The following is a 26,030-nucleotide window of genomic DNA, read 5'->3' on the forward strand; positions in this document are numbered from 1 at the left end:
ATTACCCATGCGTTATGTCTCGACAAGGGGAACAGCCCCGGACCTGAGTTTTGAAGAAGCGATGCTGACCGGGCTGGCCCGCGACGGGGGGCTTTACGTGCCCGCCGAGATCCCGGCTATGAGCCATGCCGATATCGCCGCGCTGGCGGGTCTGAGCTATGAAGAGGTCGCCTTCCGCGTGATGCGCCCCTTCATCGGCGATGCCTTCACGGATGAGGAATTTACCGACATCATCGCGCGCGCCTATGCGGGGTTCGGCCATGCCGCCCGTGCGCCGATGGTGCAACTGGCCCCCAACCATTTCCTGCTGGAACTGTTCCACGGGCCGACGCTGGCCTTCAAGGACTTCGCCATGCAGCTCATTGGCCAGCTGTTTCAGGCGTCTCTCAGCCGGTCCGGCAAGCGCGTGACGATCGTCGGCGCGACCTCCGGCGATACCGGGTCCGCGGCGATGGAGGCGTTCCGGGGCCTCGACAATGTCGATGTCTTCATCCTCTTCCCTCATGGCCGCGTCAGCGACGTGCAGCGCCGCCAGATGACGACGGTCAGCGAGGCCAATGCCCATGCCCTCGCCCTGACCGGCGACTTCGACGATTGCCAGGCGCGGCTGAAGGACATGTTCAACGACCATGCCTTCCGCGACGAGGTGCATCTTGCGGGTGTGAACTCGATCAACTGGGCGCGGGTTCTGGCGCAGGTCGTATATTATTTCACCGCTGCCGTGTCGCTCGGCGCGCCGCATCGCGCGGTCAGCTTCACCGTGCCCACGGGCAATTTCGGCGACATCTTCGCAGGCTACATCGCCAAGCGCATGGGGCTGCCGATTGATCAGCTCGTCATCGCCACCAACCAGAACGACATTCTGCACCGGGCTTTGTCGGGCGGGGCCTACGAGACCCACGGTGTCACCCCCTCGATCAGCCCGTCGATGGATATCCAGGTCTCCTCCAACTTCGAACGGGCGCTCTTCGATGTCTACGACCGCGACGGCGGGGCGGTGGCGCAGCTGATGGAGGAACTGAAGACGCAGGGCGGGTTCAGGATTTCGCAGGGCGCGCTGGAACGGCTGCGCGGGCTCTTCGCCTCGGGTCGCTGCTCGGAGGAGGAAACGCTTGGCATGATCACCCGCGCAAACGCGGAAATTGGCGAGCTTCTGTGCCCGCACAGCGCCGTCGGCGTCCATGTTGCGCAGGACCATCTGGGCGCCACGCCGATGATCACGCTCGCCACCGCCCACCCGGCGAAATTCCCCGATGCGGTCGAGAAAGCCAGCGGCATCCGCCCCGGCCTGCCCGCACGCATGGCGGACCTCTTCGACCGGGAAGAACGGGTGACCCGCGTGGAGAACGACCTTGCCGCCCTGCAGGCCCTTGTCCGGAAGGAGCGCGCCGCTTGACCGTGCAGCTTCATACCCTCGCCAATGGTCTTCGCGTGGTGACCGAGCATATGCCGGCGCTGCAATCGGCGGCCATCGGCATCTGGGTCAACGCGGGCGGGCGGCACGAACTGCCCGAACAGAACGGCATTGCCCATTTCCTCGAACATATGGCCTTCAAGGGCACCAAGCGGCGGTCCGCCCTGCAGATCGCCGAGGAAATCGAGGATGTGGGCGGATACATCAACGCCTATACCAGCCGCGAAGTCACCGCCTATTACGCCCGCGTCCTGAAGGATGACGTGCCGCTGGCGATGGACCTGATTTCCGACATCCTGCTGAACCCGGTTTTCGACCCGCGAGAGATCGAGGTGGAACGCGGGGTTATCCTTCAGGAAATCGGGCAGGCGCTCGATACGCCCGACGACATCATCTTCGACTGGCTGCAAGAGGTGGCCTATCCCGAACAGCCGCTTGGCCGAACCATTCTGGGGCCGGTGGACCGGGTGAAGGCCTTCGACAAGCCCGACCTGCAACGCTTCGTGGCGGAGCATTACGGGCCGGGACAGATGATCCTCTCTGCCGCCGGGGCCGTGGACCATGAAGAAATCGTGCGGCTGGCCGAAGCGGCCTTTGGTTATCTGCCTGCTGTCAAGGTCTCCTCCGCACTGCCCGGTGTCTTCCATGGTGGTGAACGGCGCGAGGTGAAACAGCTGGAACAGGCGCATTTCACCCTTGCACTGGAAGCCCCCGGCTATCGGTCCAACGATATCTACACCGCGCAGATCTACGCCACCGCGCTTGGCGGCGGCATGTCCTCGCGGCTCTTTCAGGAAATCCGCGAAAAGCGGGGCCTGTGCTACACGATCTTCAGCCAGGTCGGGGCCTATGACGACACCGGCCTGATGACGATTTACGCGGGCACGGGAGGGGAGGATCTGGCCGCGCTGTCGGACCTTACCATAGAAGAGGTGCGCCGGTCCGTTGACGGGTTGACCGAGGCGGAAATCGACCGCGCCCGCGCGCAGATGAAGGCCGGCATGCTGATGGGGCTGGAAAGCCCTTCGGCCCGCGCTGAACGTCTGGCGCGGCTGGTGGCGATCTGGGACCGGGTGCCACCGCTTCAGGAAAGCATCGACCGGATCGACGCCGTTGACCGCGCCGCCGTGCGCGACCATGCGGCGGCACTTGTCGGCTCGGGCCGGGCTGCCATGGCGCTCTATGGTCCCGTGGACCGTGGCCCCCGCGTTGCCGAATTGGTGGAGCGTCTGGCCGCCTGATGATTGCCCGCAAGAAGAGACTCCGCATTGAAACCGAGCGCATGAGCCTGCGCCTTCCGGTTCATTCGGATTATCGGGCCTGGGCCAGCCTGAGGGACCATTCCGCCGACTTCCTGCACCCCTGGGAACCCACCTGGGCCGCCGATCATCTGACCCGCAAAAGCTTCACCAACCGGGTCTACTGGGCGCAACGATCCATGGGCAATGGCAGCGCGGTGCCGCTGTTCCTGATCCGCCGGACCGATGACGCGCTTGTCGGGGCGATCACGCTGGACAATATCCGTCGCGGACCGGCACAGGCGGGCACGCTTGGCTATTGGATCGGCGCTCCGTTTCAACGACAGGGTTATATGCTGGAGGCCATTCAGGCGGTGGCCCATTATGCCTTCCGCGACCTCGACCTCAGCCGCTTGGAGGCCGCCTGCCTGCCGGAAAACGCGCCCTCGCGCGGGGTGCTGGAAAAGGCGGGGTTCAAATATGAAGGCGTGGCGCAAAGCTATCTGCAGATCAACGGGCGCTGGCGCAATCATGTGCTCTACGCCATGCTGAGGAATGACCGGCGCGGACGGTCCGACGCAGGTTAGGGGACGGTGATGACCCAGCTTAACCCCGCCGATTCTGCCTTTGTCGCCCGACTTGCCACCAATCTGCCCGAGGGGGTGCTGAGCGAGGCAGAGCCGCGCTACTTGTCCGAACCCCGTGGCCTCTACCACGGTCAGGCCGGGGCGCTCGCCCGTCCGCGCAGCACGGATGAGGTCGCAACACTGGTCCGCCACGCGGTCGCCGCTCGGGTGCCGGTGGTGCCCTATGGCGGCGGCACCGGGCTGGTTGCCGGGCAGGTGGCGTGGGATGGCCCCGCGCCGCTGGTGATCAGCCTGGAACGCATGACGGCCACGCGCGGGCTGGACCCGCTGGCAGGCACGCTGACGGTCGAGGCCGGTGCGATCCTGGCCGATGTGCAGGCGGCTGCGGAGGAGGCGGGCAAACTCTTCCCCCTGTCGCTGGCCAGCGAAGGCTCTGCCCGGATCGGCGGGCTGCTGTCGACCAATGCGGGCGGCGTGAACGTGCTGCGCTATGGTAATGCCCGCGATCTGGTTCTGGGGGTCGAGGCGGTGCTGCCCACGGGCGAGGTGCTGCACGGGCTGAAAGGGCTGCGCAAGGACAACCTCGGCTATGACCTGCGCCATTTGCTGATCGGGGCGGAGGGCACGCTTGGCATCATCACCGCCGCCTGCCTGCGGCTGGTGCCCCGGCCCGCCGATCAGGCCACCGCGCTGATGGTGGTGGACAGCCCCGCCGATGCGCTGCGCCTGCTCGACACGGCGCGCGATCTGGTGGGGGATGGGCTGTCGGCGTTCGAGCTGATTGCCCGCGCCGGGCTGGAGTTTCTGGACGAGGTCGGACCGGATATCCGCCAGCCCTTCGCAGACAAACCCGCCTGGATGTGCCTGATCGACCTTGGCTTGCCGAAGGGGCAATCTGCGGGCGAGGCACTGATGACCCTCTTCGAGGCTGCAGCCGAGGCCGGGCTGGTGCAGGACGGGCTGATTTCCCGATCCGAGACGCAGCGGCAGGAGTTCTGGGCGATCCGGGAATCGATCCCGGAGGCCAACAAGAGGGTCGGGGCAATCTCCAGCCATGATATTTCCGTGCCCATTGGCGCGATCCCGGACTTTCTTGCGCAAGGCCGGCAGAGCGTGGCGCATCTGGGGCCGGTGCGCATCAATGCCTTCGGTCATCTTGGGGACGGGAACCTTCACTACAACGTGTTCCCACCTGTAGGAGATGCACGTGAGAACTGGCTCGACCGGCGCGAAGAGGTCAAGGGGCTGATCCACGACCTTGTGCATCGGATGGGCGGCTCGGTCTCTGCCGAACACGGGGTCGGGCGGCTGAAAGTGGGCGATCTGGAACGCTATGGCGACCCGGCCAGCCTTGCGGCGATGCGGGCGATCAAGGCGGCGCTGGACCCTGTCGGCATCATGAACCCCGGCGCGGTTCTGCGGGCTGAGTAACGCCTCGGAAAGGGTGACGCCCCGCCGGGGGTGACGGGGCGTCTTGGGGTCTTGAGTTAGCAAGCAACAATGTTCGTGAGTGACGAACAGCTCCCTTCTAACCGGCCAATGGTTAAGCAATCGTAAAGCCTCAGGCTTTTTTCACGGGACGCTCGGCCGCGCATTTGCGTCAGATCAAGGCGGATTTCCGGGCTGTGCGGCTAGGCTGTGGGAACACAGGCCGCAACGGACAAGGGATCGCCCCGATGGCGCGGGTGCCGCGAAATGTCATAACCGTTTCCCCGCCGAACCTGGACAGAACCGGGTTTCTGAGCCTTGAGCAGGGTCTTGCCGGACCGGATCTGCCAACCGGGCGGGATTGGCTGATTGACCGGCTGACCGAGGGGCTTCAGGTGCGCATGCTGCGCCCTCCCTTGCGTGGATTCATCGAGTTCATTCCGGGTCGCGCAACATGGCGCCCGATCCGGCAGGCCGACCAGTCGGTGGTGATCGAATGCCTGCGGGTCGATGCGACAGCCGGGCGGAGCGTGGGCATCGGGGCGCTTCTGCGCGTCGCCGAGGATTGGGCGCGTTACTATGGGTTCTCGTCGCTTTTGATGCTGCTCCGCAACACGGACGATCCGGACATGCGCGCGGAGCTGCGCCGCCAGAGCTACCGGGTGGTCGACCAGACGCTTGGCGGAATGCAGCTTTGGGGGCTGGTCCTGCAGGGGCCGGTGGCGCTGCCCTTGTTGCCACAGGACTGGCGGAGCAGGGCAGCGCAGTTGGGGCCGGGGCTGGTGATCCAGACCCTGGGACATGGCGACCGGAATCGAAGCCGTGCCGAGACCCTGCTGACCATGGGCCGCGAGGCCGGGGTCCTGTCGCGGCTGGACCATATTCGCACAGCCGAACAGGCCCGCACGCGGCTGGCTTGCCCCGATGCCATGTCCTGCGTGGCCCTGGATGGCGAGATTGTCGGCAAAAGCGCCTGGTCGGTGATGCAGCTGTGGCAGGAGATCCGCCGCCGCAAGCGGCTCTAGTCGCCCTCGAAGGCGCATAGTGTATGGACGGACATGCCCATGGCCTCCAGCCGCTTGCGCCCGCCCAGATCGGGCAGGTCCACCACGAAAGCGGTGCCCACCACCTGCGCGCCCAACCGTTCGATCAGCTTGATCCCGGCCTCGGCGGTGCCGCCCGTGGCCAAGAGGTCATCGACCAGCAGCACGGTTTCCCCCGGTTGCAGGCAATCGTCATGGATCTCGACCGTCGCGCTGGCATATTCCAGCGTGTAATCCTGCTCGATGGTCTGGCCCGGCAGCTTGCCCTTCTTGCGGATCGGCACGAAGCCCACGGACAGCTGGTGCGCCACCGCGCCGCCCAGGATAAACCCCCGCGCCTCCAGCCCTGCCACCTTGTCGATGCGCCGCCCGACGAAGGGGGCCAGAAGCTGGTCGATCGCCAGCCGGAAGCCGCGCGGATCGAGAAACAGCGTCGTCACATCGCGGAACATGATGCCTTCATGGGGGAAGTCCGGGATCGTGCGGATATAGTCCGCGACCACCTTTTGATCGAGCATCAGAGCGGGCCTTTCATGGCTAAGGTTCAGCGGGGGCCAACATAGCGGCCAGCGGGGATGGGTGCAGCCCCTTTTCGCGGTTACAGGCGCGGGTAATGTCGCCGCAGGGCCATGGCATCCTGCCCACGCAGCCAGACCACGGCGTTGGAGTTCTCGTTGAAGATCGAGTCCGGGTAAGCGGGCGACTGGATATCCGTGGGCAGGCCGAGCGCCTGCACCAGCTCCTCCAGCACCACGCTGGCGACCTCTCGTCTCTGGATGTCGCGGGAAATGGCGATGGCGGCCTCCTGAATCTCACCGCCGATGGATCGGATGGCAACGCGCCCGATGGCAAGGTCCGACCCGTCCAGCTCGGCGTTGCCGGTGCCCGATATGATCCCGCCCTGTTCGGTGTCCAGCAGGAATAGCGAGATATCAGCTTCGCCCTCATAGATCCGTTCCAGCACCAGATAGGCACCCGACGCGTTGATCTGGGCAATCGCCCGGTCGATGGCGTCATCCACGAGATCGAGCTTGTAGGTCGGAAAGCCCGCGTCGATCTGGGCGATGCCCACGGTCAGCGATACGCGCCGTTCCTCGGCCCAGCGGATTTCTGGCTTACCGCAGGGGCCACCGGGCGGCGCGGCGCAGGCCACCAGCCGGTAAAACGCGTCATCGGACAGGCGGCGGGGCACGGTAATGAATTCCTGCGCCACGGTCATCGTGGGCAGGATGATGAGGGCCGCTAGAAATGTCAGGCGCAGGATCATGGGCAAAGGGATGCCGCAAGCCCGTGGCTCCGGCAAGCCGGACGTTCACGATCTGCGCGGGGCTGTTGCGGTCCGGACTCGCCCTTTTGGTCAGGTCGCACGGCGCAGGCTGGCGGTCAGAACCCCCATCCCGATCAGCGTCGCCCCGCCCGCACGGGTCAGCCAGGCGATGGTGCCGGGGCGCGCGATGCGGGACCGCAATTGATCGGCCAGCAGCGCATAGGCCAGAGCGTTCAGCGCTGCCAGCGCAACGAATGTGCCGATCAGAATGGCGAATTGCGGCAGCAGCGGCTGCTCGGGCCGCAGGAACTGGGGCACGAAGGCGATGAAGAAGGCGATGGATTTCGGATTGAGCGCCGTGACCGCCGCGTTATGGCCAAAGACCCGCGCGGGCGTGATCCGGTGGGTTTCCGGCAGCTCTGTCAGGGTTGCGCCACCCGCCGACCGGATCAGTTTGATCCCCAGCCAGATGAGGTACACCGCGCCCACCCATTTCAGCACCGTGAACAGCGTGGCCGAGGCCAGCACCAAGGCGCCAAGACCCAGCAAAGAGGCGGTCATCGCCACGAAATCCCCAAGCGCCACCCCGGCGGCAGAGGCGACGGCGACTTTGCGCCCCTGGCTCAGCGCATAGGACAGGACCAGCAGGACCGTGGGGCCTGGGATGATCAACAGGGCGGTCGAGGCGGCGACAAAGGCCAGCCAGAGATCGAGGGACATGGAGGGCTCCGAATGGTTCTCGTCGCAGCAAGCCCCGGATACTCGTGAAGGTCAATACGCGTCACCAAAGCGCCGGGCGCGCGACCATCAGCCAGAACACCCCGGTCAGCGCCGCGAAGGCAGGCCAGCCAAGCGCGAACCAGATGCGGTAGAGGCAGTTTGCCTCGGCAGGCAGGGGCGCGCCCGTGGCCAGCGCCTCGCCCGCCAGATCGCGGATGCGGATTTGCAGATGCACCACCGGGGCCCAACAGATGAACGCCAGCAGGTATAGCGCGTAGGTCGCCAGCAACCAAGGCTCCGCCAATGAATACCCCGCGATGTAGATCAGCCAAAGCCCCGTCAGCGGCTGTGCGATGCCCGCTGGTGTGGTGAACAGCCAATCGGCCCAGACCACGCCGGAGGCCACGGAATGCACCGTCTCCACTTTGCCGGTCCGCATCGCCCAGACCATCTGGAACGCCGTCCCGATCCCGGTGCCAAAGAGGACAGTGGACGACAGGATATGCAGCCAGCGGGCCAGCAGGTAGGGGTCGTCCATCAGCGTTCTTCCTCCAGCACGAGGAAGAGCCAGATCAGAACCAGGATGGGCAGGTTCTTCAGCAGCCCGCCAAGCGGCAGCAGCCACAGGTCCGGGGCCAGAACCGTGAAGACCACCGTATAAGCCGTGACCAGCCCCATTTGCAGCCAACCAAGCAATCGCAGCCGCCATGCTGCCGCCAGCAGGACCGCGAGCGCCAGATCTGCCACCCCGCCTGCCCGCGCCAGTACGATCAGCACGGGGTCCGACAGCATCCCCTCGGGGATCATCGGCAGAAAGCTTTGCGAAGGCAGGAAGAGGCCGAGAAGCCCTGAAACGAACCAAAGCAGGATCAGCACCAGCCTCAGCGCCGGTTTCATCAGGTAAAGCCGCGCGTGCCACAGATCGGCGGTGCCTGCGGGACGGGCCGCCATGAATTGGGAAAACCCGCGCGGGTGGGCGGTTTCAGGCAGGCGCTCCAGCAGCGGGGCCTCTTGCGCCTCCACCCCCGTGGCAAGCTGGTTCAAAGCGGTGGTGGAGATCGGCCCGAATTTCAGCACGTCCCCCACCCGCGCCAGCCCGTGCGCCAGAACCCTCGGCATGCGCAGCACGGGCACCGGGCGCAGCCCAAGCCACCGCCGCATGGACTGCAACATCTGGGCCTGCGTCACCCGTTCCGGCCCGCCGATCTCATGCGCGCCGGGGCCGGGGCGGTCCGCCAGACAGGCCAGGATGACCTTCGCCAGATCGGTGGCATGGATCGGGTTGAACACCTGTTCACCCTTGCCCACAACGGGCGTCACCAGCGGCAGCGCCGCCAACCCCCGCGCCAACGCGGACCCGCCATAGGCGCTGTCGGCCAATACCAGACCGGGCCGCAAAATGGTCACGCGATGCCGGTTCGCAAGCGCCTCGCCCTGCCGCCGGTAAAGCGCAAAGGGCGTGTCCGCCTCCAGCCCCACGGCAGAGATCAGCAGCGCCCGGCAGCCTTCCGGCATCGCCTGATAGACGGCCTTGGGGGCCAGAACATGCACGCCCTGAAACGCGTCCTCGCTGCCGGTCAGCAGCCCTGCGGCATTCACCACATAGTGGCAGCCCTTCAGATGCGGAGCCCAGAAGGCGGGGTCATGGGTTTCGGGGCGGCTCAGATCGGCGGCAATGGTCTGAAACCCCATCTGGTCGAGCGCCCGCACCCGCCGGGCGGAGGCCAGCACCGTCCAGCCTTCGGCGCGCAGGTGAAAGGCGATGTGGCGGCCGATGAACCCATCCGCCCCAAGCAGAAGGATTTTTCGCGCCCGGCTCACAGCACCCGGCCAGCGACGGCGGAGAGTTTTTCGACCATTGCCGGATCACGCTTGTCCGGTGCGGTCAGGATCGCGTAGTCCAGCGCCCGGTCGCAACCATGGGGGCAGGGCGCGCGGTCCTTGCCCAGTAGGGTGGGCAGTCTGCCCACCAATGCCTTGGCCTTCCCGGCATTCCCCGTCAGCGTGGCGATGATCTGGCCGATATCGACCTCGCCATGGTCAGGATGCCAGCTGTCATAATCGGTGATCATGGCGACGGAGGCATAACAAAGCTCCGCCTCGCGGGCCAGTTTCGCCTCGGGCATATTGGTCATGCCGATCACGTCGCAGCCCCAGCTTTCGCGATACATCTTCGACTCCGCAAGACTGCTGAACTGCGGGCCTTCCATGGCGAGGTAAGTGCCGCCGTCATGCACGGTGATGCCCGCGTCGATGGCCGCCGTCACGCAGGCTGCGCCAAGCCGCGGGCAGGTCGGGTGCGCCACGCTGACATGGCCCACAAGCCCCGGACCAAAAAAGGTTTTTTCCCGCGCGAAGGTGCGGTCGATGAACTGGTCCACCACCACGAAATCGCCCGGCGCCATTTCCTCGCGGAAGGACCCACATGCGGAGACACTAACCACATCCGTCACGCCCATGCGTTTCAGCGCGTCGATATTCGCGCGGTAAGGCATGGAGGACGGGCTGTGCACATGGCCGCGCCCGTGGCGGGGCAGGAAGACCATCCTCACCCCGTCGAGCACCCCGGTCAGAAGCTGGTCCGACGGGGCCCCGAAGGGGCTGTCGACGCTCACCCATTCCGCGCCCTCCAGCCCCTCGATCTCGTAGACGCCCGAGCCGCCGATTACCCCGATCACCGTGTCCATACCCGTTCCCTTGCTGGCCGTTTCAGGCGCACCCTAACGGCCAGCAACGGGCGGCTCAATTCACGAAATGCAGCCGGTCGAAGCTTTGCCGCCACTCAGCAACCTCGCCCGCCATCGCTTTGGGGTCATTCGCCCGCAACGCCTGCGCGATCAGGCCCGCCAGTCGCGGGGCGTCTTCCGCCGTCATGCCCCACCGGACCAGCTCCGGCGTGCCGATGCGCAGCCCGTTCATGTCGCCTTCGACAGGGTCAATCGGCAACCCGATGCCGCAGGCCAGGAACCCCGCCTGACGCAGCGTCTTGGATGCCGCCTGCCCGCCGCCGAAGCCCTTGGCCTCGATGGCGAACTGGTGCGATTGGGTGTACCCGCCCGCGCCTCGGAAGACCGGCAGGCCCTCGCCCGCCAGCGCCTCGGCCAGCGCCTGCGCCATGCGGATCATCTCTGCCGCATAGGCCCGGCCATGGTCGCGCCAGTCCAGCATGGTGACCGCCAGCGCCGCCGATTTGGCCACGTCGAAATTCGCGGTCATGCCGGGGAAGGCGATGTGATCGAGCTTTTCGGCCAGATCGGCCTCGTTCGTCACGATCAGCCCGCCCGCGGGGCCGCCGAGGCTCTTGTAGGTGCTCATCGTCATCAGATGTGCGCCCTCGGCCAGCGGATCTTTCCACGCCTTGCCCGCGATGATCCCGCATTGATGCGCCGCGTCGAAGAGCACCTTCGCGCCCACCTCATCGGCCACCTTGCGGACCTCCGCCACCGGGTGTTCGAAGAGGTTGAGGCTCGCACCAAGCGTGATGAGCTTTGGGGTCTCCGCCAAGGCCAGCTTGCGCAAGCCTTCGACATCCACCGTGTAGCCATCCGCATGGACTGGCGCGGGCAGGATGCGCAGCCCGTAAAGCCCCGCACAGCCCGCCTCGTGATGGGTCACGTGGCCGCCCACGGCGGCAGGCGGCGCGATGATCGTGTCGCCCGGTTTGCAGGTCGCCATGAAGGCATAGAGGTTGGAAATCGCGCCCGAGGGCACTCGGATTTCCGCGTATTTCGCATTGAAAACCTCGGCGGCCAGTTCCGCCGCGATGACCTCGATCTCCTCGATCGCCTCCAGCCCCATTTCATACTTGTCACCGGGATAGCCGAGCGACGGGCGGCTGCCCATGCCGCTGGCCAGAAGCGCCTCGGCCTTGGGGTTCATCACGTTGGTGGCGGGGTTGAGGTTGAAGCAGTCGCGTTCGTGGATGTGGCGGTTGGCTTCGGCCAGTGCCTCGATCCGGTCATGGATGGTGCTGCTGTCTTCGGTGGTGGTGTGGGCGGCGATGCGCTGGATCAGGTCTTCGCAGGCATCGGGCACCCAAGCGCGGCGGGCGAGTGTCATGGGGGGTCTCCTCATCTGGTTGCACCGATCATGCGGGCCAGGGGGGTGACAGGGCAAACCAGATTTCCTATTCTTGAGTTTAGAAAAACTAGGGGTAGTTGACATGGCTGTCGCGCCACCGCGCCCGAAAGGGCCTGCTCTCAATGCGTTACGCGCCTTTGAAGCCGCCGCGCGGCTTGGCTCCTTCGCGGCGGCGGCGGAGGAATTGTCGGTGACGCCCGGCGCGATTTCACAGCATGTGAAGGCGGTGGAGGCCTGGTCGGGCGTGGCCCTGTTCCGCCGCCGCGCGCAAGGCGTGGAACTGACCGAGGCCGGGCGGCAAGTGGCCCCAGTGCTGGCAAACGCCTTCGACGGGATCGGCGAGGCGACGCGGATGATCCGCGAGATGAAACCCCGCGCGACGCTGACCGTCGCGGCGCTGCCGAGCGTTGCTCAGCTCTGGCTCTATCCCCGACTTGCCGCGATCCGGGCGGCGTTGCCGGGGGTGAAACTGTCGATCACGGCACTGGAAACCCCGCCGAACCTGCGGCGGGACCTTTTCGACCTGAGCCTGTTTCCGCGCGAGCCGGACGATTGCCCCGAGGGGGTGGTGCTGGCCCCCGACGAGATTTTTCCGGTCGCAGCCCCGCAGGTGGCGGCGCGGGTGCGGGCAAGCGGCGACCTTAAGGCAGAAACCTTGCTGAATGATGAAAGCTGGTCCTCCGACTGGCCCGATTGGGCCGCGAACGAAGGCAGCGCTCTGCCCGACCTGACCGATGCGCCGCGCTTTTCGCTCTACAGTCTTGCGGTGGCGGAGGCCGAGGCGGGGGCGGGCGTCCTGATGGGGCATGGCTTCCTGCTGGAGCGTCAGCTTGCAGACGGCACGCTGGTGCCCCTCTACACGCGGCGCCACCCGACCGGCCGGGTTCTGGTGCTGGACCGTCCGGCGCGGGCCAAGGGTGACCTTGCCCGGCTTATCGCCTTGTTATCAGGCGCTATTCCTGAGGCCGCTTCAGGCTGAAGAGCTCCGTCACCCGGGTGAAATCGCGGTATCCGAGCCGCCCCACGGGCTGGAAGGTCCGCACATCGAAAATGCCGTCCACGAGGCAATCGTCGCGCATGTGAATGCCGATCACCTCGCCGAAGACGACGGTATTCGCCTCGCCCTCGATCTTCACGATCTGGGTCAACCGGCATTCCATATTCGCGGGCGCGGCGGCGACGCGGGGGCAGTCGATCAGCTTGCACTCCGCCTTTTCGATCCCCGCATCGCTGAACTCATCCACGTCCTTGTCCCAGGGGCCGGAGGTCTGGTTCATCACTTGCGCCATCTCGTAAGCCACGACATTCACACAGAAAACCCCGGTCTCCTTGATATTGGCGACGCTGTCTTTCACGCCATCCCGGTCATGTTTGCCGGAGGTGCAGGAAAACATCACCTGCGGCGGGGTATAGGCCACGCCGTTGAAGAAGGAATAGGGCGCAAGGTTATCATAACCCTCTGACGACCTTGTGGAAATCCAGCCGATGGGACGCGGGGTGATCAGCGCGTTGAACGGGTTGTGGGGCAGGCCGTGGCCATCCTTGGGTTCATAGAACATCGCGCAATCCTTATTGATCCGTTTGGCAAGGAGTTAGCGCCGTGCTAGGGCCGGTTCCAGAAGAAAATCGGGACGGATCGGGCTTGTGTACCAGTTCGGGCAGGAACATGCGGAAGACCATTGGGAGGTCGAAGCGCTTTACGACCTGTGCTTTGCGCCGGGGCGCGAGGCGCTGTCCTCCTATCGGCTGCGCGATGGCGTGCCGCCGGTGGCGCGGCTCTGCCGGGTGGCGCGTGATCCTGAAAATATCCTAGCAGGCGCAATACGTTACTGGCCCGTGCATGTGGGCGATGCCGATGCGTTGCTGCTCGGTCCCGTTGCCGTGCACCCGACCCGCCAGGGCGAAGGGTTGGGCGGTGCGCTGATGCAGGACAGCCTGTCGATTGCCTGGGATCTGGGCTGGCCACGGGTGCTGCTGGTGGGGGATGCGCCCTACTACAGCCGCTTCGGGTTTTCCCGGCTGGAGGGGGTGGACATGCCGCCGCCCACCAACCCCGACCGGGTTCTGGGGATCGGGGATTGGGACGGAATCACCGGGCCCGTGACGGCCTGGTCGGGGTAAAAAGGGGGGGGTGTCATGCGTACACCCCCTGTACACCCCCCGTACACCGGGCGTGCAGACATTTCGCGGTTTCGCCGCCTGCCGGCGTCGACCGGGGAGCGGCCCTCCTCAACCCCCCGGCATGCGCCGGGAGGCATCAATGGGCCGCGTTGCCACGGACATGTGTCACGGGCGGTGCGTCCGGTTTGACGCTTGGTCCGGTGGTGGGGTCGGGATGCCTCCGGCGGGAGTATTTGGGCAAAGAAGAAGGGATGTGTCGGAATGGAGCATTACCGGGGACGCCTGCGATGACCGGCTTTGCGCCTTGGAGACGCACGCGGTTGTGACGGCCGCGCAGCTTGTGCGGATCAGGGCGCTGCGGCTATGAGACGGGCTGTCTGTGTGATCCGAGGATGCCGATGCCGACCCCTGCCGATGATATCCGATTCCTGCGCATGACCGAGGTCTCGCCAGAGGCGATCCTGGCCCATATGCGCCACCCGCGCCTCGCCGATCACATGCCGCTTCTCACCTTTGAATGGACGCCGGATCGGGTGGCGGACTTCATAGCGGCGAAGGACGCCATGTGGCAGCGCGACGGGCTGGGGCATTGGGCGTTCGAGGCTGGTGGTTCCTATGTAGGGTGGGGCGGGTTCCAGAAGGAGGGAGAGGAGTGGGATTTCGGGCTGGTGCTGAGGCCCGAGCGGTTTGGCCTTGGGGTGCGGATTGCCCGAAAGGCGCTGGATTTCGCCAGGCAGGACCCGCGTATTCCCTTCGTGACATTCCTGCTGCCACCGTCGCGCCGCCATCTGGGGGCGCTCGACCGTCTGGGGGCGCGCGAGCTTGGCCGCGTGGACCACGCGGGCAAGACCTTCCGCAAGTTCCGGCTCGAAACAGTCTGATCCGGGCGGGCCAAATGCCTTGCAAGGCATTTCCACCGCGCGAACCGGGAAGGATCGCGCGCGGGTCGACAGGCCGAAGGCCCGGCGAAACCGCCCCGCATCAGCCCACGCGTTTCAGCCAGTCCATCACAGCGGGGCGCACCGATTGTGCGCCCTGGGCCTGGGCCTCGTTGATCACCGCGCGGGCCTCGCGCAGATCCACGCGTCTGAGCAGCGATTTCACCGGGCCGATCGAGGCGGGGCGCATGGACAGCGCCCTCAATCCCATGGCGGCGAAACAGAGCGCTTCGACCGGGCGGCCTGCATCTTCGCCGCAGAAGCTGAGCGGCGTATCCGTCTCCTGGCAACGCTCGACGATCTGGCCGAGGAAGGTCAGGAAGCTGACGTTGAGCGTGTCATAGCGCCGGCGCACCCGTTCGTTTTCGCGGTCGGCGGCGAAGAAGAATTGCTTGAGGTCATTGCCGCCGATGGAAATGAAATCGGCCAGTTCGAAGAACTGCCGGGGGGCGAAGGCCAGCGAGGGGGTTTCCAGCATCGCGCCGATCTCGACGCTTTCGGGCAATGTGTGTCCGAGTGCCGCTTCGCGGTCCAGTTCGCGCAGCAGGTGGTCGCGCGCGGCTGTGAACTCCTCGAACTGGGCGATGAAGGGGAACATCACGGTCAGCGGCCTGCCGTTCGCGGCGCGAATGAGCGCCTGTAGCTGCATCCGCATGACGCCCGACTTGTCCAGCCCCACCCGGATCGCCCGCCAGCCGAGCGCCGGGTTGGGCTCGTCCTGCGGTTTCATGTAGGGCAGCACCTTGTCCGAGCCGATGTCGAGGGTGCGGAAGCAGACCCGTTTGCCGCCCGCGGCATCCATGACACGCGCATAGAGCGCCGCCAGCTCGCCGCGCTTGGGCACGGTGTTGCGGGTCAGGAATTGCAGCTCGGTGCGGAAAAGTCCGACGCCCTCGGCCCCGGAGGAGGGCAGCGAGGGCAGGTCGGCCATCAGCCCGGCATTCATCGTCAGCGCGATCCGCGCGCCATCCAGCGTTTCGGCGGGCTTGTCTCGGATCGAGGCGTAGCGTTCCTGCGCGGCGGCGCGCATGGCGATCTTGTCGCGGAAGGCGGTGGCCACGGTTTCCTCTGGCCGCAGGTGCACGACCCCGGCGTCGCCATCGACAAGGATCGTGTCGCCGTTCAGCGCCTCTTGCGTGATCCTTCCTGCGTGGACGATCAGCGGGATCGCCAGCGCGCGGGCGACAATGGCGGCGTGGCTCGCGACCGAGCCTTCCTCCAGCACCACGCCCTTGAGCGACCGGCCATAATCCAGCAATTCCGCGGGGCCGATATTGCGCGCCACCAGAACCGGATTTTCCGGCATCTGCGCGCCGGTGTCGGCCCCCTGACCGGTCAGCTGCCGCAGCAGGCGGTTGGACAGGTCGTCAAGATCGTGAAGGCGTTCGCGCAGATAGGCGTCGGGCACCGTTTGCATGCGGGCGCGGGCGGTGGATTGCTCTTTCTCGACGGCGGCCTCGGCGGACAGGCCGCGTTCGATGTCTTCCTCCATCCGCCGCATCCAGCCGCGGGAATTGGCGAACATGCGATAGGCCTGGAGCACCTCGATTTGTTCGGCATCGCCCTTGGGGGCGTTGGACAGCATCTGGTCGACCGACATGCGCAGCTTGTCCACCGCCTCGGTCAGGCGCTTGCGTTCTTCGGCGGGGTCATCGGCAATCGGGTTGGTGATCACCACGCGCGGTTCGTGCAGCCAGACCTTGCCCTCTGCCGCGCCTTCCTGGCCGATACCGCCATGGAACACCACCGATTGCTGGTGGCGGGCGGACATCGCCTCGCCCTCGCCGACGAAGGCGCCAAGCTCGGTCATCTCGGCCAGCACCATGGCGACGACCTCGACGGCATAAAGCTCGTCATCGGTGAAGCTGCGCGCCTCTTTCGACTGGATGACCAGAACGCCAAGCTTTTCGCCTAGCCGCTGGATGGGCACGCCAAGGAACGAGGTGAAGGCCTCTTCCCCCGTCTCCGGCATGTAGCGGAAGCCGGGTTCGGCGGGGGCGTTATCGGTGTTGACGGGCCGCATGCGGCTGGCGACGCGGCCCACAAGGCCCTCGCCCACGCGCAGGCGGGTGACGTGCACGGCCTCCTGCGCGAGGCCCTCGGTGGCACAAAGCTCCAGCGTGATGGCATCGCGGAAGAGGTAGATCGAGCAGACCTCGCAGCCGAGCGAATCGGCGATGATGTGGGTGATCCGGTCCAGCCGTTCCTGACCGGCACCGGCTTCGGCCAGCGTCGCCTGCAAGCGGCGGAGCAGTTTCCTGCTCTCGGTTTCTGTCCTTTCGGGCATATTGACTTCCCTGGATCCCTGCCGGGCGTTCTGCCCCCGCACCAGCAATACCGTGCCGGTCGGGGTGGGCGCAATGCGCAAGACAATGTGTTAGCGCGAACCGGCGGAATGTCGGGTCAGTGCGCGGAGCACGGGCGCAACGGGGGTCATGTGCAAAAGAAAAGGGCGCATCCCTGTGCGCCCCTTTGTCGTCATCCCCGGTGATCCGGCGGGCTTACCCGGCCTTTTCCAGTTCGAACGCGTCATGGAGCGCCTGAACGGCCAGCTCCATGTATTTGCGGTCAATGAGGACCGAGACCTTGATCTCGGAGGTGGTGATCACCTTGATGTTGATGTTCTCGTCGCGCAGGGCCTGGAACATCCGGGCGGCGACGCCCGCATGGCTGCGCATGCCGATGCCGACGATCGAGACCTTGGCGACATTGGTGTCCGAGATCAGACCGTGAAAGTTGATCTCGCCCCGTTCTTTCGCGGCATTCATCGCCTGTTCCGCCCGCGCCACCTGGTTGGTGGGGCAGGAGAAGGTCATGTCGGTGCGACCTTCCTCGGAGATGTTCTGCACGATCATGTCGACATTCACCCCCGCCTCGGCCAGCGGGCCGAAGATGGCGGCGGACACACCGGGGCGGTCGGCGACCGAGACCAGGGTGACTTTCGCTTCATCCTTGGAATAGGCGACACCTGCAACTGCGTTGGCTTCCATGACGTCCTCCTCATCGCAGACGAGGGTTCCGGCCTCGTCCGACTGCTCTTCGAAAGAGCTCAGCACCCGAAGGCGCACCTTGTATTTCATAGCGAGTTCGACCGAGCGGGTCTGCAGAACCTTGGCGCCGAGCGAGGCCAGTTCCAGCATTTCCTCGAACGCGATGCGATCGAGCTTGCGGGCCTTGTCGCAGATGCGCGGGTCGGTGGTGTAGACCCCGTCCACATCGGTGTAGATATCGCAGCGTTCCGCGCCGAAGGCGGCAGCGAAGGCAACAGCGGTGGTATCCGATCCACCCCGGCCGAGCGTGGTGATGCGGCCCTCGGGGCTGATGCCCTGGAAGCCTGCGACAACGGCCACTTTCATGCCCTCGCCGAACTTGGCGTTGATATTGTCGGTCGGGATTTCCTCGATCCGCGCGCTTGCATGCGCCGAGGTGGTAATCAGCGGCACTTGCCAGCCCTGCCAGCTGCGCGCGGGCACGTCCATTTCCTGAAGCGTCAGCGCCATGAGGCCCGCGGTCACGTTCTCGCCCGAGCTGACCACCGCGTCATATTCGCGTGCGTCGTAGAGATGCGAGGTTTCCTCGACATAGCCCACAAGCTTGTTGGTCTCGCCGGACATGGCCGAGACGATGACGATCACGTCATAGCCATTGGCAACCTCGCGCCCCACGCGCTTGGCGGCGCGGCGGATGCGGTCGAGCGTGGCGACAGAGGTGCCGCCGAATTTCATCACGAGAATGGGCATGGGTTTGCCGCCGTCCCCCTTTGATTGTCGCGCGCTTATTACGGGTGTGCGGGGGGCCTGACAAGGGCCGGAAGCGGGGCTAGGGTGCGGCCAAACACACATGCGGAGGATGAGCGATGCGGTTTACACGGGACGAGCTGGAGTCAGCGGCGGAACTGGTGCATGGGCAGATGTCGCCCACGCCGCAATATCACTGGCCGGGCCTGTCTGCCGCGACGGGGGCCGAGGTCTGGGTGAAGCATGAAAACCATGCGCCCACGGGGGCGTTCAAGGTGCGCGGCGGCATCACCTTCATGGACTGGCTGCGGCGGGACCATCCCGACAGCCCCGGCATCTGCACCGCCACGCGCGGCAATCATGGCCAAAGCCAGGCGCGGGCGGCGACGGCGGCGGGGCTGAGGGCGCTGGTCTATGTGCCCCACGGAAATTCGGTCGAGAAAAACGCGGCGATGCGGGGCTACGGCGCGGAGCTGGTGGAGTTCGGAGAGGATTTCGATACCGCCCGGCCCGAGGCGGTGCGGGTGGCCGCCGAGGAAGGTCTGACCGTTGTGCCGCCCTTCCATAAGGAACTGGTGCGCGGCGTGGCGACCTATGGGTATGAGCTGTTTTCCGCCCTGAAGGATCTCGACACGGTCTATGTGCCGATCGGTTGCGGGTCCGGCATCTGCGGGACCATCCTGGCGCGCGATGCGTTCGGGCTGAAAACCGAGGTGGTGGGTGTCGTGTCGGACCATGCGCAGACGGCGAAACTGTCCTATGAGGCGGGGGTGCTGGTGGAAACGAACTCGGCCCGGACCTTTGCCGACGGGATGGCGGTGCGGGTGCCGGTGAAGGAGGCGTTCGAGATCTACAGCGCGGGGGCGGCGCGGATCGTGAGCGTCAGCGAAGAGGAGATCGCGGACGCCATCCGGCTTTACTACACCGCCACGCATAACCTTGCCGAAGGGGCCGGGGCCGCGCCGCTGGCGGCGCTGATGCAGGAGCGGGAGCGGATGGCGGGCAAGAAGGTGGGCGTGATCCTGTCGGGGGGCAATATCGACATGGGGTGGTTCCGCGCGGTGCTGGAGGGGGGCGTGCCTGACATCTGAGTTGCGCCGGCTGCCGCCGTCGCGGCGGGAGCGCCCCTCCTCAACCCCCGCTTACGCGGGGGCCTCGTCGGGCCGCGTTGCCACGGGATATCGGTTGGGTCCGGTTTGCCTTGGGTCAGGGTGGTTTTGATTGCGAGGGTGATGCCAGTCTGCTGAGAGGTCCTGTTGCCGGGATCTGTCCCGTCACAGGACCTGTTCGAGGCTGTGTGCGAGTCGCGCCCGCGTCAAGGGCAAGCGGCCTTCGGCCGTCGCTGGCGCGACCCTTGACCCGGCCCCGACTCGCGGTTCTGGCCCTGTCAGGGAAGGTATTTGGCGGCTTCCTTGCGGGCGAAGGGTTTCATCTTGTCCCCGTACTCGGCAAGGAAAGCCTGTGTGCGATCTGGGTCTTTCTTCGAGAGGTCGCGCAGCCACCAGGCGACGGCCTTCTGGATGAACCACTCGGGGTCTTCGGTATATGTGGCGGCCCAGGTGAGAATACGCTCGCGCGCGGCGGTCTCCTCGGGCTTGGGGTGGCGCTGTTTCGTCCAGGGCAGGGTGAAGACGAGGGCGGCGCGTTTCGTCCAGAGGTGATCGGAGGTGGTCCAATCCTCGACCGTGTCGAGCCGGGAGGGATCGGCGGTGAGCCTGCGCTGACCGGCCATGGCGACGGCGTCCGCGATGGCCCAACTGTCGAAATCGGGGAGCCAGCTTTGGATGAGCTGCCAGGTGCTATCATCCTCGGGCCTGATCCGCGCCTGCACCAGCAGTTTCGCGGCCGTGATCCGGGCCTCGAAGATATTCGTTTGCCAAAGCGCATCGGCGAGCGCGAGGCGATCTGACAGGGGCAGCGCGCGCCGCCACTCCTGCGCCAGACGGTTCGCCACCTCGTTCGACAGGCCCAGATAGGGGCGGTCGATCTTGTGATAGGCGCGCATCTGCGCGGCCCGGTCCGGATCGGCCTGCGCCTCAAGCGCGGCGAGGGCGTCTTGCGGCGTCATTCCACCGTCACGGATTTGGCGAGGTTCCTCGGCTGATCCACATCGGTGCCCTTATGCACGGCGGTGTGATAGGCGATGAGCTGCGCCGGGATCGAGTAGAGGATCGGCGCGAAGAACGGATCGACATTGGGCATCACCAGCGTCTGCCATACGCCTTCGCGCGCCATGCTCGACCCGGCCGCGTCGGTGACCAGCCAGACCTGGCCTTCGCGGGCCATGACCTCCTGCATGTTGCTGACGGTCTTGTCGAAAAGCGCGTCGGTGGGGGCCATGACCACGACCGGCACAGTCTTGTCGACAAGCGCTATAGGCCCGTGCTTCAGCTCGCCGCTCGCGTAGCCCTCGGCGTGGATGTAACTGATTTCCTTGAGCTTCAGCGCGCCTTCCAGGGCCAGCGGGAACATCGCGCCGCGGCCGAGGAAGAGGACGGTCTGCGCGCGGGACAGGCTGCCGGTGTGGCGCTTGATCTGGTCTTCCAGCGCCAGTGCCTGATTGACGAGGCCGGGAAGGCCGCGCAGTTGGGTCAGTAGCTCGGCCTCGCGCGCTGCGTCGATACGGCCCTTTTGGCGGGCGGCGAGGATGGCAAGATTGGCCAGAACGGCGAGCTGGCAGACGAAGGCCTTGGTCGAGGCGACGCCGACCTCGACGCCCGCCATGATCGGCAAAGCGAGGTCGCTTTCGCGGGCGATGGAGCTTTCGGGGACATTGACGACCGAGAGGATACGCGCGGCCTTGCCCTCGCAGTAGCGCAGCGCGGCGAGCGTGTCGGCGGTTTCGCCCGACTGGCTGACGAAAAGCGCGGTGGCGCGGTCGGACACGGGCGGTTCGCGGTAGCGGAATTCGCTGGCGATATCGACGTCGCAGGGCAGGCCGGCCAGTTGCTCGAACCAGTATTTGGCCACGAGGCAGGCGTAGTTCGCGGTGCCGCAGGCCACGAGGATCAGCCGGTCGGTGTCGGTGAAATCGACCGCGCCTTCGGGAATCTCGACCGTATCGCTGCTGGAATAATGGGCGAGGCATTCGGCCAGAACGACGGGCTGTTCAAAGACCTCCTTGGCCATGAAATGCTTGTGCCCGCCCTTGTCGATCTGGGCGGCCTGCGCGGAGATCTTGCGGATCTCGCGGTTGGCGGGGCGGTCTTCCTCGTCGAAGATCTGCACGCCTTGACGGGTGACATAGGCGTAATCGCCTTCCTCCAGATAGGTCACCCGGTCGGTCATGGGGGCCAGCGCGATGGCGTCGGAGCCCACGAACATCTCGCCCTCGCCATGGCCCACGGCCAGCGGGCTGCCCTTGCGGGCGGCGACGATCAGGTCGTCCTCGCCATCGAAGAGGAAGGCCAGTGCAAAGGCACCTTCCAGACGGCGCAGGGTCTCGCGTGCAGCGGCGCGGGGTGCAAGTCCGGTGTCGAGCAGATGTTCGCAGAGCAGCGCGATGGTTTCGGTGTCGGTATCGGTGGAAAAACCGATGCCCTTGGCGGCGAGATCCGCGCGCAGCTCGCGGTAATTCTCGATGATGCCGTTATGCACCACGGCGACCCGGCCCGCCTGATGCGGGTGGGCATTGGCGACCGTGGGCGCGCCATGGGTGGCCCATCTGGTATGGCCGATGCCGGATTTGCCGCGCAGGGGTTCGTGCACCAGTAAGTCCGACAGGTTCACGAGCTTGCCAACGGCGCGACGGCGGTCGAGCTGGCCGCCATGGACCGTGGCGATCCCGGCACTGTCATAGCCGCGATATTCCAGCCGTTTGAGGCTTTCGACCAGAATGGGGGCGACCTCGTGATTGCCGAGGACTCCGACGATGCCGCACATGGTTACTGCCCCTTCTTGTCCGCTTTCATCGCGCGTAACCGCGCCATGAGCCGGGCGCCCAGGCCCGTTTTGTTGACCTGCTTGGCGCGGCCAAGGGCCATGTCGCCTGCCGGTACGTCGCTGGTGATGACGGAGCCTGAGCCGGTCATGGCCCCGTCACCGACAGTCACGGGTGCGACCAGCATGGTGTTCGACCCGATGAAGACGTCACGGCCCACGGTGGTGCGGTGCTTGAAGACGCCGTCATAATTGCAGGTGATGGTGCCCGCGCCGATATTGCTGCCCTCGCCGATCTCGGCATCGCCGATATAGGAGAGGTGGTTGACCTTGGCGCCTTCGCCGATTTCGGCGGCTTTCACTTCGACGAAATTTCCGATCCGCGCGTCATTGCCCAGTTCCGCGCCGGGGCGCAGGCGGGCATAGGGGCCAACGATGGCGCGCGCGCCGATATGGCAGCCTTCGAGATGGGAAAAGGCCCGGATCTGCGCGTCGTTTTCCACCGTCACGCCGGGGCCGAAGACCACGTTGGGCTCCACCACTACGTCACGTCCAAGATAGGTATCATGGGCGAAGAAGACGGTTTCGGGTGCGACGAGGGTCACGCCGTTCTCCAGCGCCTCGGCCCGTTTGCGTTGCTGGAACAGGGCCTCGGCCCCGGCCAGTTCGGCGCGGGTGTTGATGCCGAGTGTTTCGGCCTCACCGCAGGTGACGGCAGTGGCGGTCAGGCCCTTGGTGGCGGCAATCGCGGGCACGTCCGTCAGGTAGTATTCGCCCGAGGCGTTGTCGTTGCCGACCTCGGCCAGAAGGCCCATCAGGGTCGTGGCATCTGCGGCCATGAGGCCGGAATTGCAAAGGGTGAGGGCCAGCTCGTCCGGTGTCGCGTCCTTGGCCTCGACAATGCGGGCCAGTCGGTCGCCTTCCATCACCAGACGTCCATAGCGGCCCGGATCGGCGGCCTCGAACCCCAGAACCACGATGTCATGGGCAGCGCGGGCCGCCAGCATGCGGGCCAGCGTGTCTTCGCTGATGAAAGGCGTGTCGCCGTAAAGGACGATGACATCGCCCTCGAACCCCTCCAGCGCCTTTGCTGCCTGCTGAACCGCGTGGCCGGTGCCAAGCTGTTCGGTCTGGGTGACGCAGGTGGCGTCCTCGTCATGGGCCTGCACGGCCTTTTCCACCAAAGCCCCGCCATGGCCCACCACGACAATGGTCCGCTCCGGTGCCAGCGCCGCGCCCGCCTGCATCGCATGCACCACAAGCGGTGCGCCCCCAAGCGGGTGCAGCACCTTCGGCAGATCCGAGTTCATCCGGGTGCCCTGTCCCGCTGCAAGGATCACAAGGGCGCAAGGCCGTTCATCTGACTGCATGTCACCTGCTTTCGTTTTCTCGCCCCCGGTATTATGCAAGCGGGCAAAGGGCGCAAGGCGGGCTGTCGTCAAAAACCCTTACGGATCGTTTCAATCGCAGGCGGAAACCTGCCATGGCAGTGAGCAAGGGGGCAGATATGCGCACGGTGATCTTCGATCTGGACGGGACTTTGGCCGATACCAGCGGCGACCTGATCGCGGCGGGGAACGCGGCGATGGCGGCCATGGGCTATGCGCCGCAGCTGGAACGGGGGCGCGATGACCCAACGGCCCTGCGCGGCGGGCGGGCGATGCTGACGCTGAGTTTCGAGCGGCTTGGCCATGACGCTCCGGAACCGGAGATCGACCGGGGCTATCCCATTTTGCTGGAGGCTTACGGGCAGGCCATCGACGTGCATACGGTGATGTATCCTGGCGCGGTCGCGGCGGTCGAGGCGCTGCGGGCGGATGGTATCCGCGTGGGGGTCTGCACCAACAAGCCCGAAGGGCTGGCCGAGACCCTGCTGACACGGCTTGGCGTGCGCGGCCTTTTCGGCTCGCTCATCGGGGCCGACACGCTGCCCACCCGCAAGCCGGACCCGGCGCCCTTCGTGGCATCGGTCGAGAGGGCCGGGGGGGATGTGGCCCGGTCGCTGCTGGTTGGCGATACGGTGACCGACCGGGAAACCGCCCGCGCCGCCGGTGTGCCCTCGGTTCTGGTGACCTTCGGACCGCTCGGGGGCGGGGTGGTCGATCTGGCCCCAGAGGCGCTCTTGCACCGCTACGAGGACATGCCCGACCTGGCCCGCCAGCTTCTGGATTGACGAACGCCGCCTCAGACCCCACAACATTCCCCATGAGCACAGTCTTCAAAGGCAGTTTCACGCAGCAGGAGCCGATCCCCGAAGCCGGGATCGAGGCGGCGTTGCGCGTGATGCGCGGCGGGCGTCTGCACCGCTACAACGTGGCGGATGGCGAGGTGGCCGAAACCGCCCTTCTGGAAGAGGAATTCGCAGCCTTCACCGGGGCGAAATACGCGCTGGCCGTGGCCTCTGGCGGCTATGCCATCGGCTGTGCCCTGCGCGCCCTTGGCGTTCAACCTGGCGACAAGGTGCTGACCAACGGCTTTACGCTGGCCCCGGTGCCCGGCGCGATTGCCGCCGTGAATGCCGAGCCGGTCTTTGTGGAGGTCACCGAAGACCTGACCATCGATCTTGATCACCTAGCGCGGCTGGTGGCTGAAACGGAGGCCAAGGTGCTGCTTCTGTCGCATATGCGTGGACATATCTGCGATATGGAGCTGCTGATGCAGATCTGCGACGGGGCAGGGGTGCAGGTTGTCGAAGATTGCGCCCACACCATGGGCGGGGCCTGGAAGGGCGTGCCCTCGGGTCGGCATGGGGCGATGGCGGCCTATTCGACCCAGACCTACAAGCACATGAATTCCGGCGAGGGTGGCATCCTGACCTCCGACAACCCGGACCTGATGGCCCGCGCGATCATGCTGTCGGGCAGCTACATGCTCTATGCCCGTCATCGCGCCGCGCCGCCGCCAGAGGCGTTTGAGCAGGTGAAGTGGGTCACGCCCAATGTCTCGGGCCGCATGGACAACCTGCGCGCGGCGATCCTGCGCCCGCAACTGGCCGACCTGCCGCGCCAGATCGACCGCTGGAACGCGCTTTATCGTGCGGTGGAGGACGGCCTGCGCAACACGCCCGGCCTGAAGGTGATCGACCGGCCGGCCGAGGAAAGCATCGTCGGGTCCTCGATCCAGTTCCTGCTGCCCGCATTCTCGACCGAGCAGATCGCAGAGGTTCTGAAACGCTGCGCCGCGCGCGGTGTGGACCTGAAATGGTTCGGCGGCGCGGAGCCCGTGGCCTTCACCTCGCGCTATGACAGCTGGCGCTATGCCAGCCCGCAGAGTCTGCCCAATACCGACCGGATCCTGTCCGGGCTGATGGATATGCGCCTGCCGCTGACATTCTCTCTCGAGGATGCGCGGCTGATCGCGGGGATCATTGCCGAAGAGGTGAGGTCAACGGCCCTGTCCGCCTGAATTTCGGGTCAGAAAAATCTTCCAGAAGATTTTTCAGCATCCTCATCCGCAAAAAATCTTCTGGAAGATTTTTCCTGCATGGTTTCGTGCCGTAACGTCGCGAGGATCAGGATTCTTTTGACTCGTGTGCCGGTCATGCGTATTAACTGAACAAGCGTTCAATTATGAAGGAG

Annotated in this window: 24 protein-coding genes; 11 read left to right on the top strand and 13 right to left on the bottom strand. The window is 65.7% G+C overall.

Annotated elements, in window-relative coordinates:
* Nucleotides 1-7: 7 nt before the first annotated feature.
* From thrC to RBB16_RS09530, 5 genes are all read left to right on the top strand, one after another.
* A complete protein-coding gene (gene thrC, locus RBB16_RS09510) occupies nt 8-1,396 on the top strand; it encodes a threonine synthase (RefSeq protein WP_306045936.1) in 1,389 nt (462 codons plus the stop codon).
* Complete coding sequence (locus RBB16_RS09515; protein WP_306045937.1) at nt 1,393-2,655, top strand: pitrilysin family protein; 1,263 nt, start codon at nt 1,393-1,395, stop codon at nt 2,653-2,655. The genes thrC and RBB16_RS09515 overlap by 4 nt, the downstream gene beginning before the upstream one ends.
* Nucleotides 2,655-3,239, top strand: a complete 585-nt coding sequence (locus tag RBB16_RS09520; RefSeq protein WP_306045938.1) for a GNAT family protein — start codon at nt 2,655-2,657, stop codon at nt 3,237-3,239. The genes RBB16_RS09515 and RBB16_RS09520 overlap by 1 nt, the downstream gene beginning before the upstream one ends.
* Nucleotides 3,240-3,248: 9 nt before the next feature.
* The gene (locus RBB16_RS09525) at nt 3,249-4,670 is read left to right on the top strand and encodes an FAD-binding oxidoreductase (protein WP_306045939.1); all 1,422 of its coding nucleotides are present in this window, start codon (nt 3,249-3,251) and stop codon (nt 4,668-4,670) included.
* 245 nt (nt 4,671-4,915) lie between these two features.
* Nucleotides 4,916-5,692 carry a hypothetical protein gene (locus tag RBB16_RS09530; protein ID WP_306045940.1) on the top strand — a complete coding sequence of 259 codons (777 nt, stop codon included), beginning with the start codon at nt 4,916-4,918 and terminating at the stop codon, nt 5,690-5,692.
* Here RBB16_RS09530 and RBB16_RS09535 read toward each other — a convergent pair.
* The 7 genes from RBB16_RS09535 to glyA form a co-directional block, all read right to left on the bottom strand.
* Nucleotides 5,689-6,228 (bottom strand): adenine phosphoribosyltransferase, encoded by a 540-nt coding sequence (locus RBB16_RS09535; RefSeq protein WP_306045941.1) that lies wholly within the window; start codon nt 6,226-6,228, stop codon nt 5,689-5,691. The two genes, RBB16_RS09530 and RBB16_RS09535, sit on opposite strands and share 4 nt — an antisense overlap.
* Before the next feature lie 80 nt (nt 6,229-6,308).
* Nucleotides 6,309-6,977: a DUF2927 domain-containing protein gene (locus RBB16_RS09540; protein ID WP_306045942.1), complete on the bottom strand. Its 669-nt coding sequence runs from the start codon at nt 6,975-6,977 to the stop codon at nt 6,309-6,311.
* 90 nt (nt 6,978-7,067) lie between these two features.
* On the bottom strand, nt 7,068-7,697 hold the full coding sequence (locus tag RBB16_RS09545; RefSeq protein ID WP_306045943.1) for a LysE family translocator: 630 nt from the start codon (nt 7,695-7,697) through the stop codon (nt 7,068-7,070).
* A 61-nt stretch (nt 7,698-7,758) separates the two neighbouring features.
* The gene (locus RBB16_RS09550) at nt 7,759-8,235 is read right to left on the bottom strand and encodes a DUF2269 domain-containing protein (RefSeq protein WP_306045944.1); all 477 of its coding nucleotides are present in this window, start codon (nt 8,233-8,235) and stop codon (nt 7,759-7,761) included.
* Nucleotides 8,235-9,518 carry a DoxX-like family protein gene (locus RBB16_RS09555; RefSeq protein ID WP_306045945.1) on the bottom strand — a complete coding sequence of 428 codons (1,284 nt, stop codon included), beginning with the start codon at nt 9,516-9,518 and terminating at the stop codon, nt 8,235-8,237. The genes RBB16_RS09550 and RBB16_RS09555 overlap by 1 nt, the downstream gene beginning before the upstream one ends.
* On the bottom strand, nt 9,515-10,384 hold the full coding sequence (locus tag RBB16_RS09560; protein ID WP_306045946.1) for an S-methyl-5'-thioadenosine phosphorylase: 870 nt from the start codon (nt 10,382-10,384) through the stop codon (nt 9,515-9,517). Before RBB16_RS09560 ends, RBB16_RS09555 begins: the two co-directional genes overlap by 4 nt.
* Before the next feature lie 55 nt (nt 10,385-10,439).
* A complete protein-coding gene (gene glyA / locus RBB16_RS09565) occupies nt 10,440-11,756 on the bottom strand; it encodes a serine hydroxymethyltransferase (protein WP_306045947.1) in 1,317 nt (438 codons plus the stop codon).
* Between the two features lie 103 nt (nt 11,757-11,859).
* On the opposite strand from glyA, the gene RBB16_RS09570 reads away from it, so the two are divergent.
* Complete coding sequence (locus RBB16_RS09570; RefSeq protein ID WP_306045948.1) at nt 11,860-12,756, top strand: LysR family transcriptional regulator; 897 nt, start codon at nt 11,860-11,862, stop codon at nt 12,754-12,756.
* On the opposite strand, the gene RBB16_RS09575 is transcribed toward RBB16_RS09570, so the two are convergent.
* Complete coding sequence (locus RBB16_RS09575; RefSeq protein ID WP_306045949.1) at nt 12,731-13,336, bottom strand: flavin reductase family protein; 606 nt, start codon at nt 13,334-13,336, stop codon at nt 12,731-12,733. The two genes, RBB16_RS09570 and RBB16_RS09575, sit on opposite strands and share 26 nt — an antisense overlap.
* 85 nt (nt 13,337-13,421) lie before the next feature.
* Here RBB16_RS09575 and RBB16_RS09580 point away from each other — a divergent pair, with 85 nt between their 5' ends.
* Both RBB16_RS09580 and RBB16_RS09585 read left to right on the top strand, forming a co-directional pair.
* Complete coding sequence (locus RBB16_RS09580; protein ID WP_306045950.1) at nt 13,422-13,898, top strand: N-acetyltransferase; 477 nt, start codon at nt 13,422-13,424, stop codon at nt 13,896-13,898.
* A gap of 398 nt (nt 13,899-14,296) precedes the next feature.
* Nucleotides 14,297-14,779 (top strand): GNAT family N-acetyltransferase, encoded by a 483-nt coding sequence (locus RBB16_RS09585; protein ID WP_306045969.1) that lies wholly within the window; start codon nt 14,297-14,299, stop codon nt 14,777-14,779.
* Nucleotides 14,780-14,879: 100 nt separating this feature from the next.
* On the opposite strand, the gene ptsP is transcribed toward RBB16_RS09585, so the two are convergent.
* Both ptsP and RBB16_RS09595 read right to left on the bottom strand, forming a co-directional pair.
* Complete coding sequence (gene ptsP, locus RBB16_RS09590) at nt 14,880-17,123, bottom strand: phosphoenolpyruvate--protein phosphotransferase (RefSeq protein ID WP_306045951.1); 2,244 nt, start codon at nt 17,121-17,123, stop codon at nt 14,880-14,882.
* 214 nt (nt 17,124-17,337) lie between these two features.
* Nucleotides 17,338-18,576 carry an aspartate kinase gene (locus RBB16_RS09595; RefSeq protein WP_306045952.1) on the bottom strand — a complete coding sequence of 413 codons (1,239 nt, stop codon included), beginning with the start codon at nt 18,574-18,576 and terminating at the stop codon, nt 17,338-17,340.
* A gap of 116 nt (nt 18,577-18,692) precedes the next feature.
* On the opposite strand from RBB16_RS09595, the gene RBB16_RS09600 reads away from it, so the two are divergent.
* Nucleotides 18,693-19,664, top strand: a complete 972-nt coding sequence (locus RBB16_RS09600; protein WP_306045953.1) for a threonine dehydratase — start codon at nt 18,693-18,695, stop codon at nt 19,662-19,664.
* A gap of 296 nt (nt 19,665-19,960) precedes the next feature.
* On the opposite strand, the gene RBB16_RS09605 is transcribed toward RBB16_RS09600, so the two are convergent.
* Genes RBB16_RS09605 through glmU form a run of 3 tightly spaced genes read right to left on the bottom strand, consistent with a single transcriptional unit; the run spans nt 19,961 to nt 23,822 of the window.
* Nucleotides 19,961-20,641, bottom strand: a complete 681-nt coding sequence (locus RBB16_RS09605) for a DNA alkylation repair protein (RefSeq protein WP_306045954.1) — start codon at nt 20,639-20,641, stop codon at nt 19,961-19,963.
* A complete protein-coding gene (glmS, locus tag RBB16_RS09610; protein WP_306045955.1) occupies nt 20,638-22,455 on the bottom strand; it encodes a glutamine--fructose-6-phosphate transaminase (isomerizing) in 1,818 nt (605 codons plus the stop codon). Before glmS ends, RBB16_RS09605 begins: the two co-directional genes overlap by 4 nt.
* Before the next feature lie 2 nt (nt 22,456-22,457).
* Nucleotides 22,458-23,822, bottom strand: coding sequence for a bifunctional UDP-N-acetylglucosamine diphosphorylase/glucosamine-1-phosphate N-acetyltransferase GlmU (glmU, locus tag RBB16_RS09615; RefSeq protein WP_306045956.1), 1,365 nt, complete (start codon nt 23,820-23,822; stop codon nt 22,458-22,460).
* Nucleotides 23,823-23,935: 113 nt separating this feature from the next.
* On the opposite strand from glmU, the gene RBB16_RS09620 reads away from it, so the two are divergent.
* Both RBB16_RS09620 and RBB16_RS09625 read left to right on the top strand, forming a co-directional pair.
* Nucleotides 23,936-24,625 carry an HAD-IA family hydrolase gene (locus RBB16_RS09620; protein ID WP_306045957.1) on the top strand — a complete coding sequence of 230 codons (690 nt, stop codon included), beginning with the start codon at nt 23,936-23,938 and terminating at the stop codon, nt 24,623-24,625.
* A gap of 32 nt (nt 24,626-24,657) precedes the next feature.
* Nucleotides 24,658-25,857, top strand: a complete 1,200-nt coding sequence (locus RBB16_RS09625) for a DegT/DnrJ/EryC1/StrS aminotransferase family protein (protein WP_306045958.1) — start codon at nt 24,658-24,660, stop codon at nt 25,855-25,857.
* Nucleotides 25,858-26,030: the final 173 nt, after the last annotated feature.

It is taken from the genome of Nioella sp. MMSF_3534, from assembly GCF_030732985.1.
Taxonomy (GTDB): Bacteria; Pseudomonadota; Alphaproteobacteria; order Rhodobacterales; family Rhodobacteraceae; genus Nioella.

What these genes read in the sequence shown, in the direction of transcription:
- RBB16_RS09545 (WP_306045943.1), bottom strand. Translation starts at nt 7,697, where the DNA reads ATGTCCCTCGATCTCTGGCTGGCCTTTGTCGCCGCCTCGACCGCCCTG.
- RBB16_RS09620 (WP_306045957.1), top strand. Translation starts at nt 23,936, where the DNA reads ATGGCAGTGAGCAAGGGGGCAGATATGCGCACGGTGATCTTCGATCTG.
- thrC (WP_306045936.1), top strand. Translation starts at nt 8, where the DNA reads ATGCGTTATGTCTCGACAAGGGGAACAGCCCCGGACCTGAGTTTTGAA.
- RBB16_RS09595 (WP_306045952.1), bottom strand. Translation starts at nt 18,576, where the DNA reads ATGCCCATTCTCGTGATGAAATTCGGCGGCACCTCTGTCGCCACGCTC.
- RBB16_RS09600 (WP_306045953.1), top strand. Translation starts at nt 18,693, where the DNA reads ATGCGGTTTACACGGGACGAGCTGGAGTCAGCGGCGGAACTGGTGCAT.
- RBB16_RS09520 (WP_306045938.1), top strand. Translation starts at nt 2,655, where the DNA reads ATGATTGCCCGCAAGAAGAGACTCCGCATTGAAACCGAGCGCATGAGC.
- RBB16_RS09570 (WP_306045948.1), top strand. Translation starts at nt 11,860, where the DNA reads ATGGCTGTCGCGCCACCGCGCCCGAAAGGGCCTGCTCTCAATGCGTTA.
- RBB16_RS09525 (WP_306045939.1), top strand. Translation starts at nt 3,249, where the DNA reads ATGACCCAGCTTAACCCCGCCGATTCTGCCTTTGTCGCCCGACTTGCC.
- glmU (WP_306045956.1), bottom strand. Translation starts at nt 23,822, where the DNA reads ATGCAGTCAGATGAACGGCCTTGCGCCCTTGTGATCCTTGCAGCGGGA.
- RBB16_RS09550 (WP_306045944.1), bottom strand. Translation starts at nt 8,235, where the DNA reads ATGGACGACCCCTACCTGCTGGCCCGCTGGCTGCATATCCTGTCGTCC.
- glyA (WP_306045947.1), bottom strand. Translation starts at nt 11,756, where the DNA reads ATGACACTCGCCCGCCGCGCTTGGGTGCCCGATGCCTGCGAAGACCTG.
- RBB16_RS09560 (WP_306045946.1), bottom strand. Translation starts at nt 10,384, where the DNA reads ATGGACACGGTGATCGGGGTAATCGGCGGCTCGGGCGTCTACGAGATC.
- RBB16_RS09530 (WP_306045940.1), top strand. Translation starts at nt 4,916, where the DNA reads ATGGCGCGGGTGCCGCGAAATGTCATAACCGTTTCCCCGCCGAACCTG.
- RBB16_RS09585 (WP_306045969.1), top strand. Translation starts at nt 14,297, where the DNA reads ATGCCGACCCCTGCCGATGATATCCGATTCCTGCGCATGACCGAGGTC.
- RBB16_RS09535 (WP_306045941.1), bottom strand. Translation starts at nt 6,228, where the DNA reads ATGCTCGATCAAAAGGTGGTCGCGGACTATATCCGCACGATCCCGGAC.
- RBB16_RS09625 (WP_306045958.1), top strand. Translation starts at nt 24,658, where the DNA reads ATGAGCACAGTCTTCAAAGGCAGTTTCACGCAGCAGGAGCCGATCCCC.
- glmS (WP_306045955.1), bottom strand. Translation starts at nt 22,455, where the DNA reads ATGTGCGGCATCGTCGGAGTCCTCGGCAATCACGAGGTCGCCCCCATT.
- RBB16_RS09540 (WP_306045942.1), bottom strand. Translation starts at nt 6,977, where the DNA reads ATGATCCTGCGCCTGACATTTCTAGCGGCCCTCATCATCCTGCCCACG.
- ptsP (WP_306045951.1), bottom strand. Translation starts at nt 17,123, where the DNA reads ATGCCCGAAAGGACAGAAACCGAGAGCAGGAAACTGCTCCGCCGCTTG.
- RBB16_RS09575 (WP_306045949.1), bottom strand. Translation starts at nt 13,336, where the DNA reads ATGTTCTATGAACCCAAGGATGGCCACGGCCTGCCCCACAACCCGTTC.
- RBB16_RS09605 (WP_306045954.1), bottom strand. Translation starts at nt 20,641, where the DNA reads ATGACGCCGCAAGACGCCCTCGCCGCGCTTGAGGCGCAGGCCGATCCG.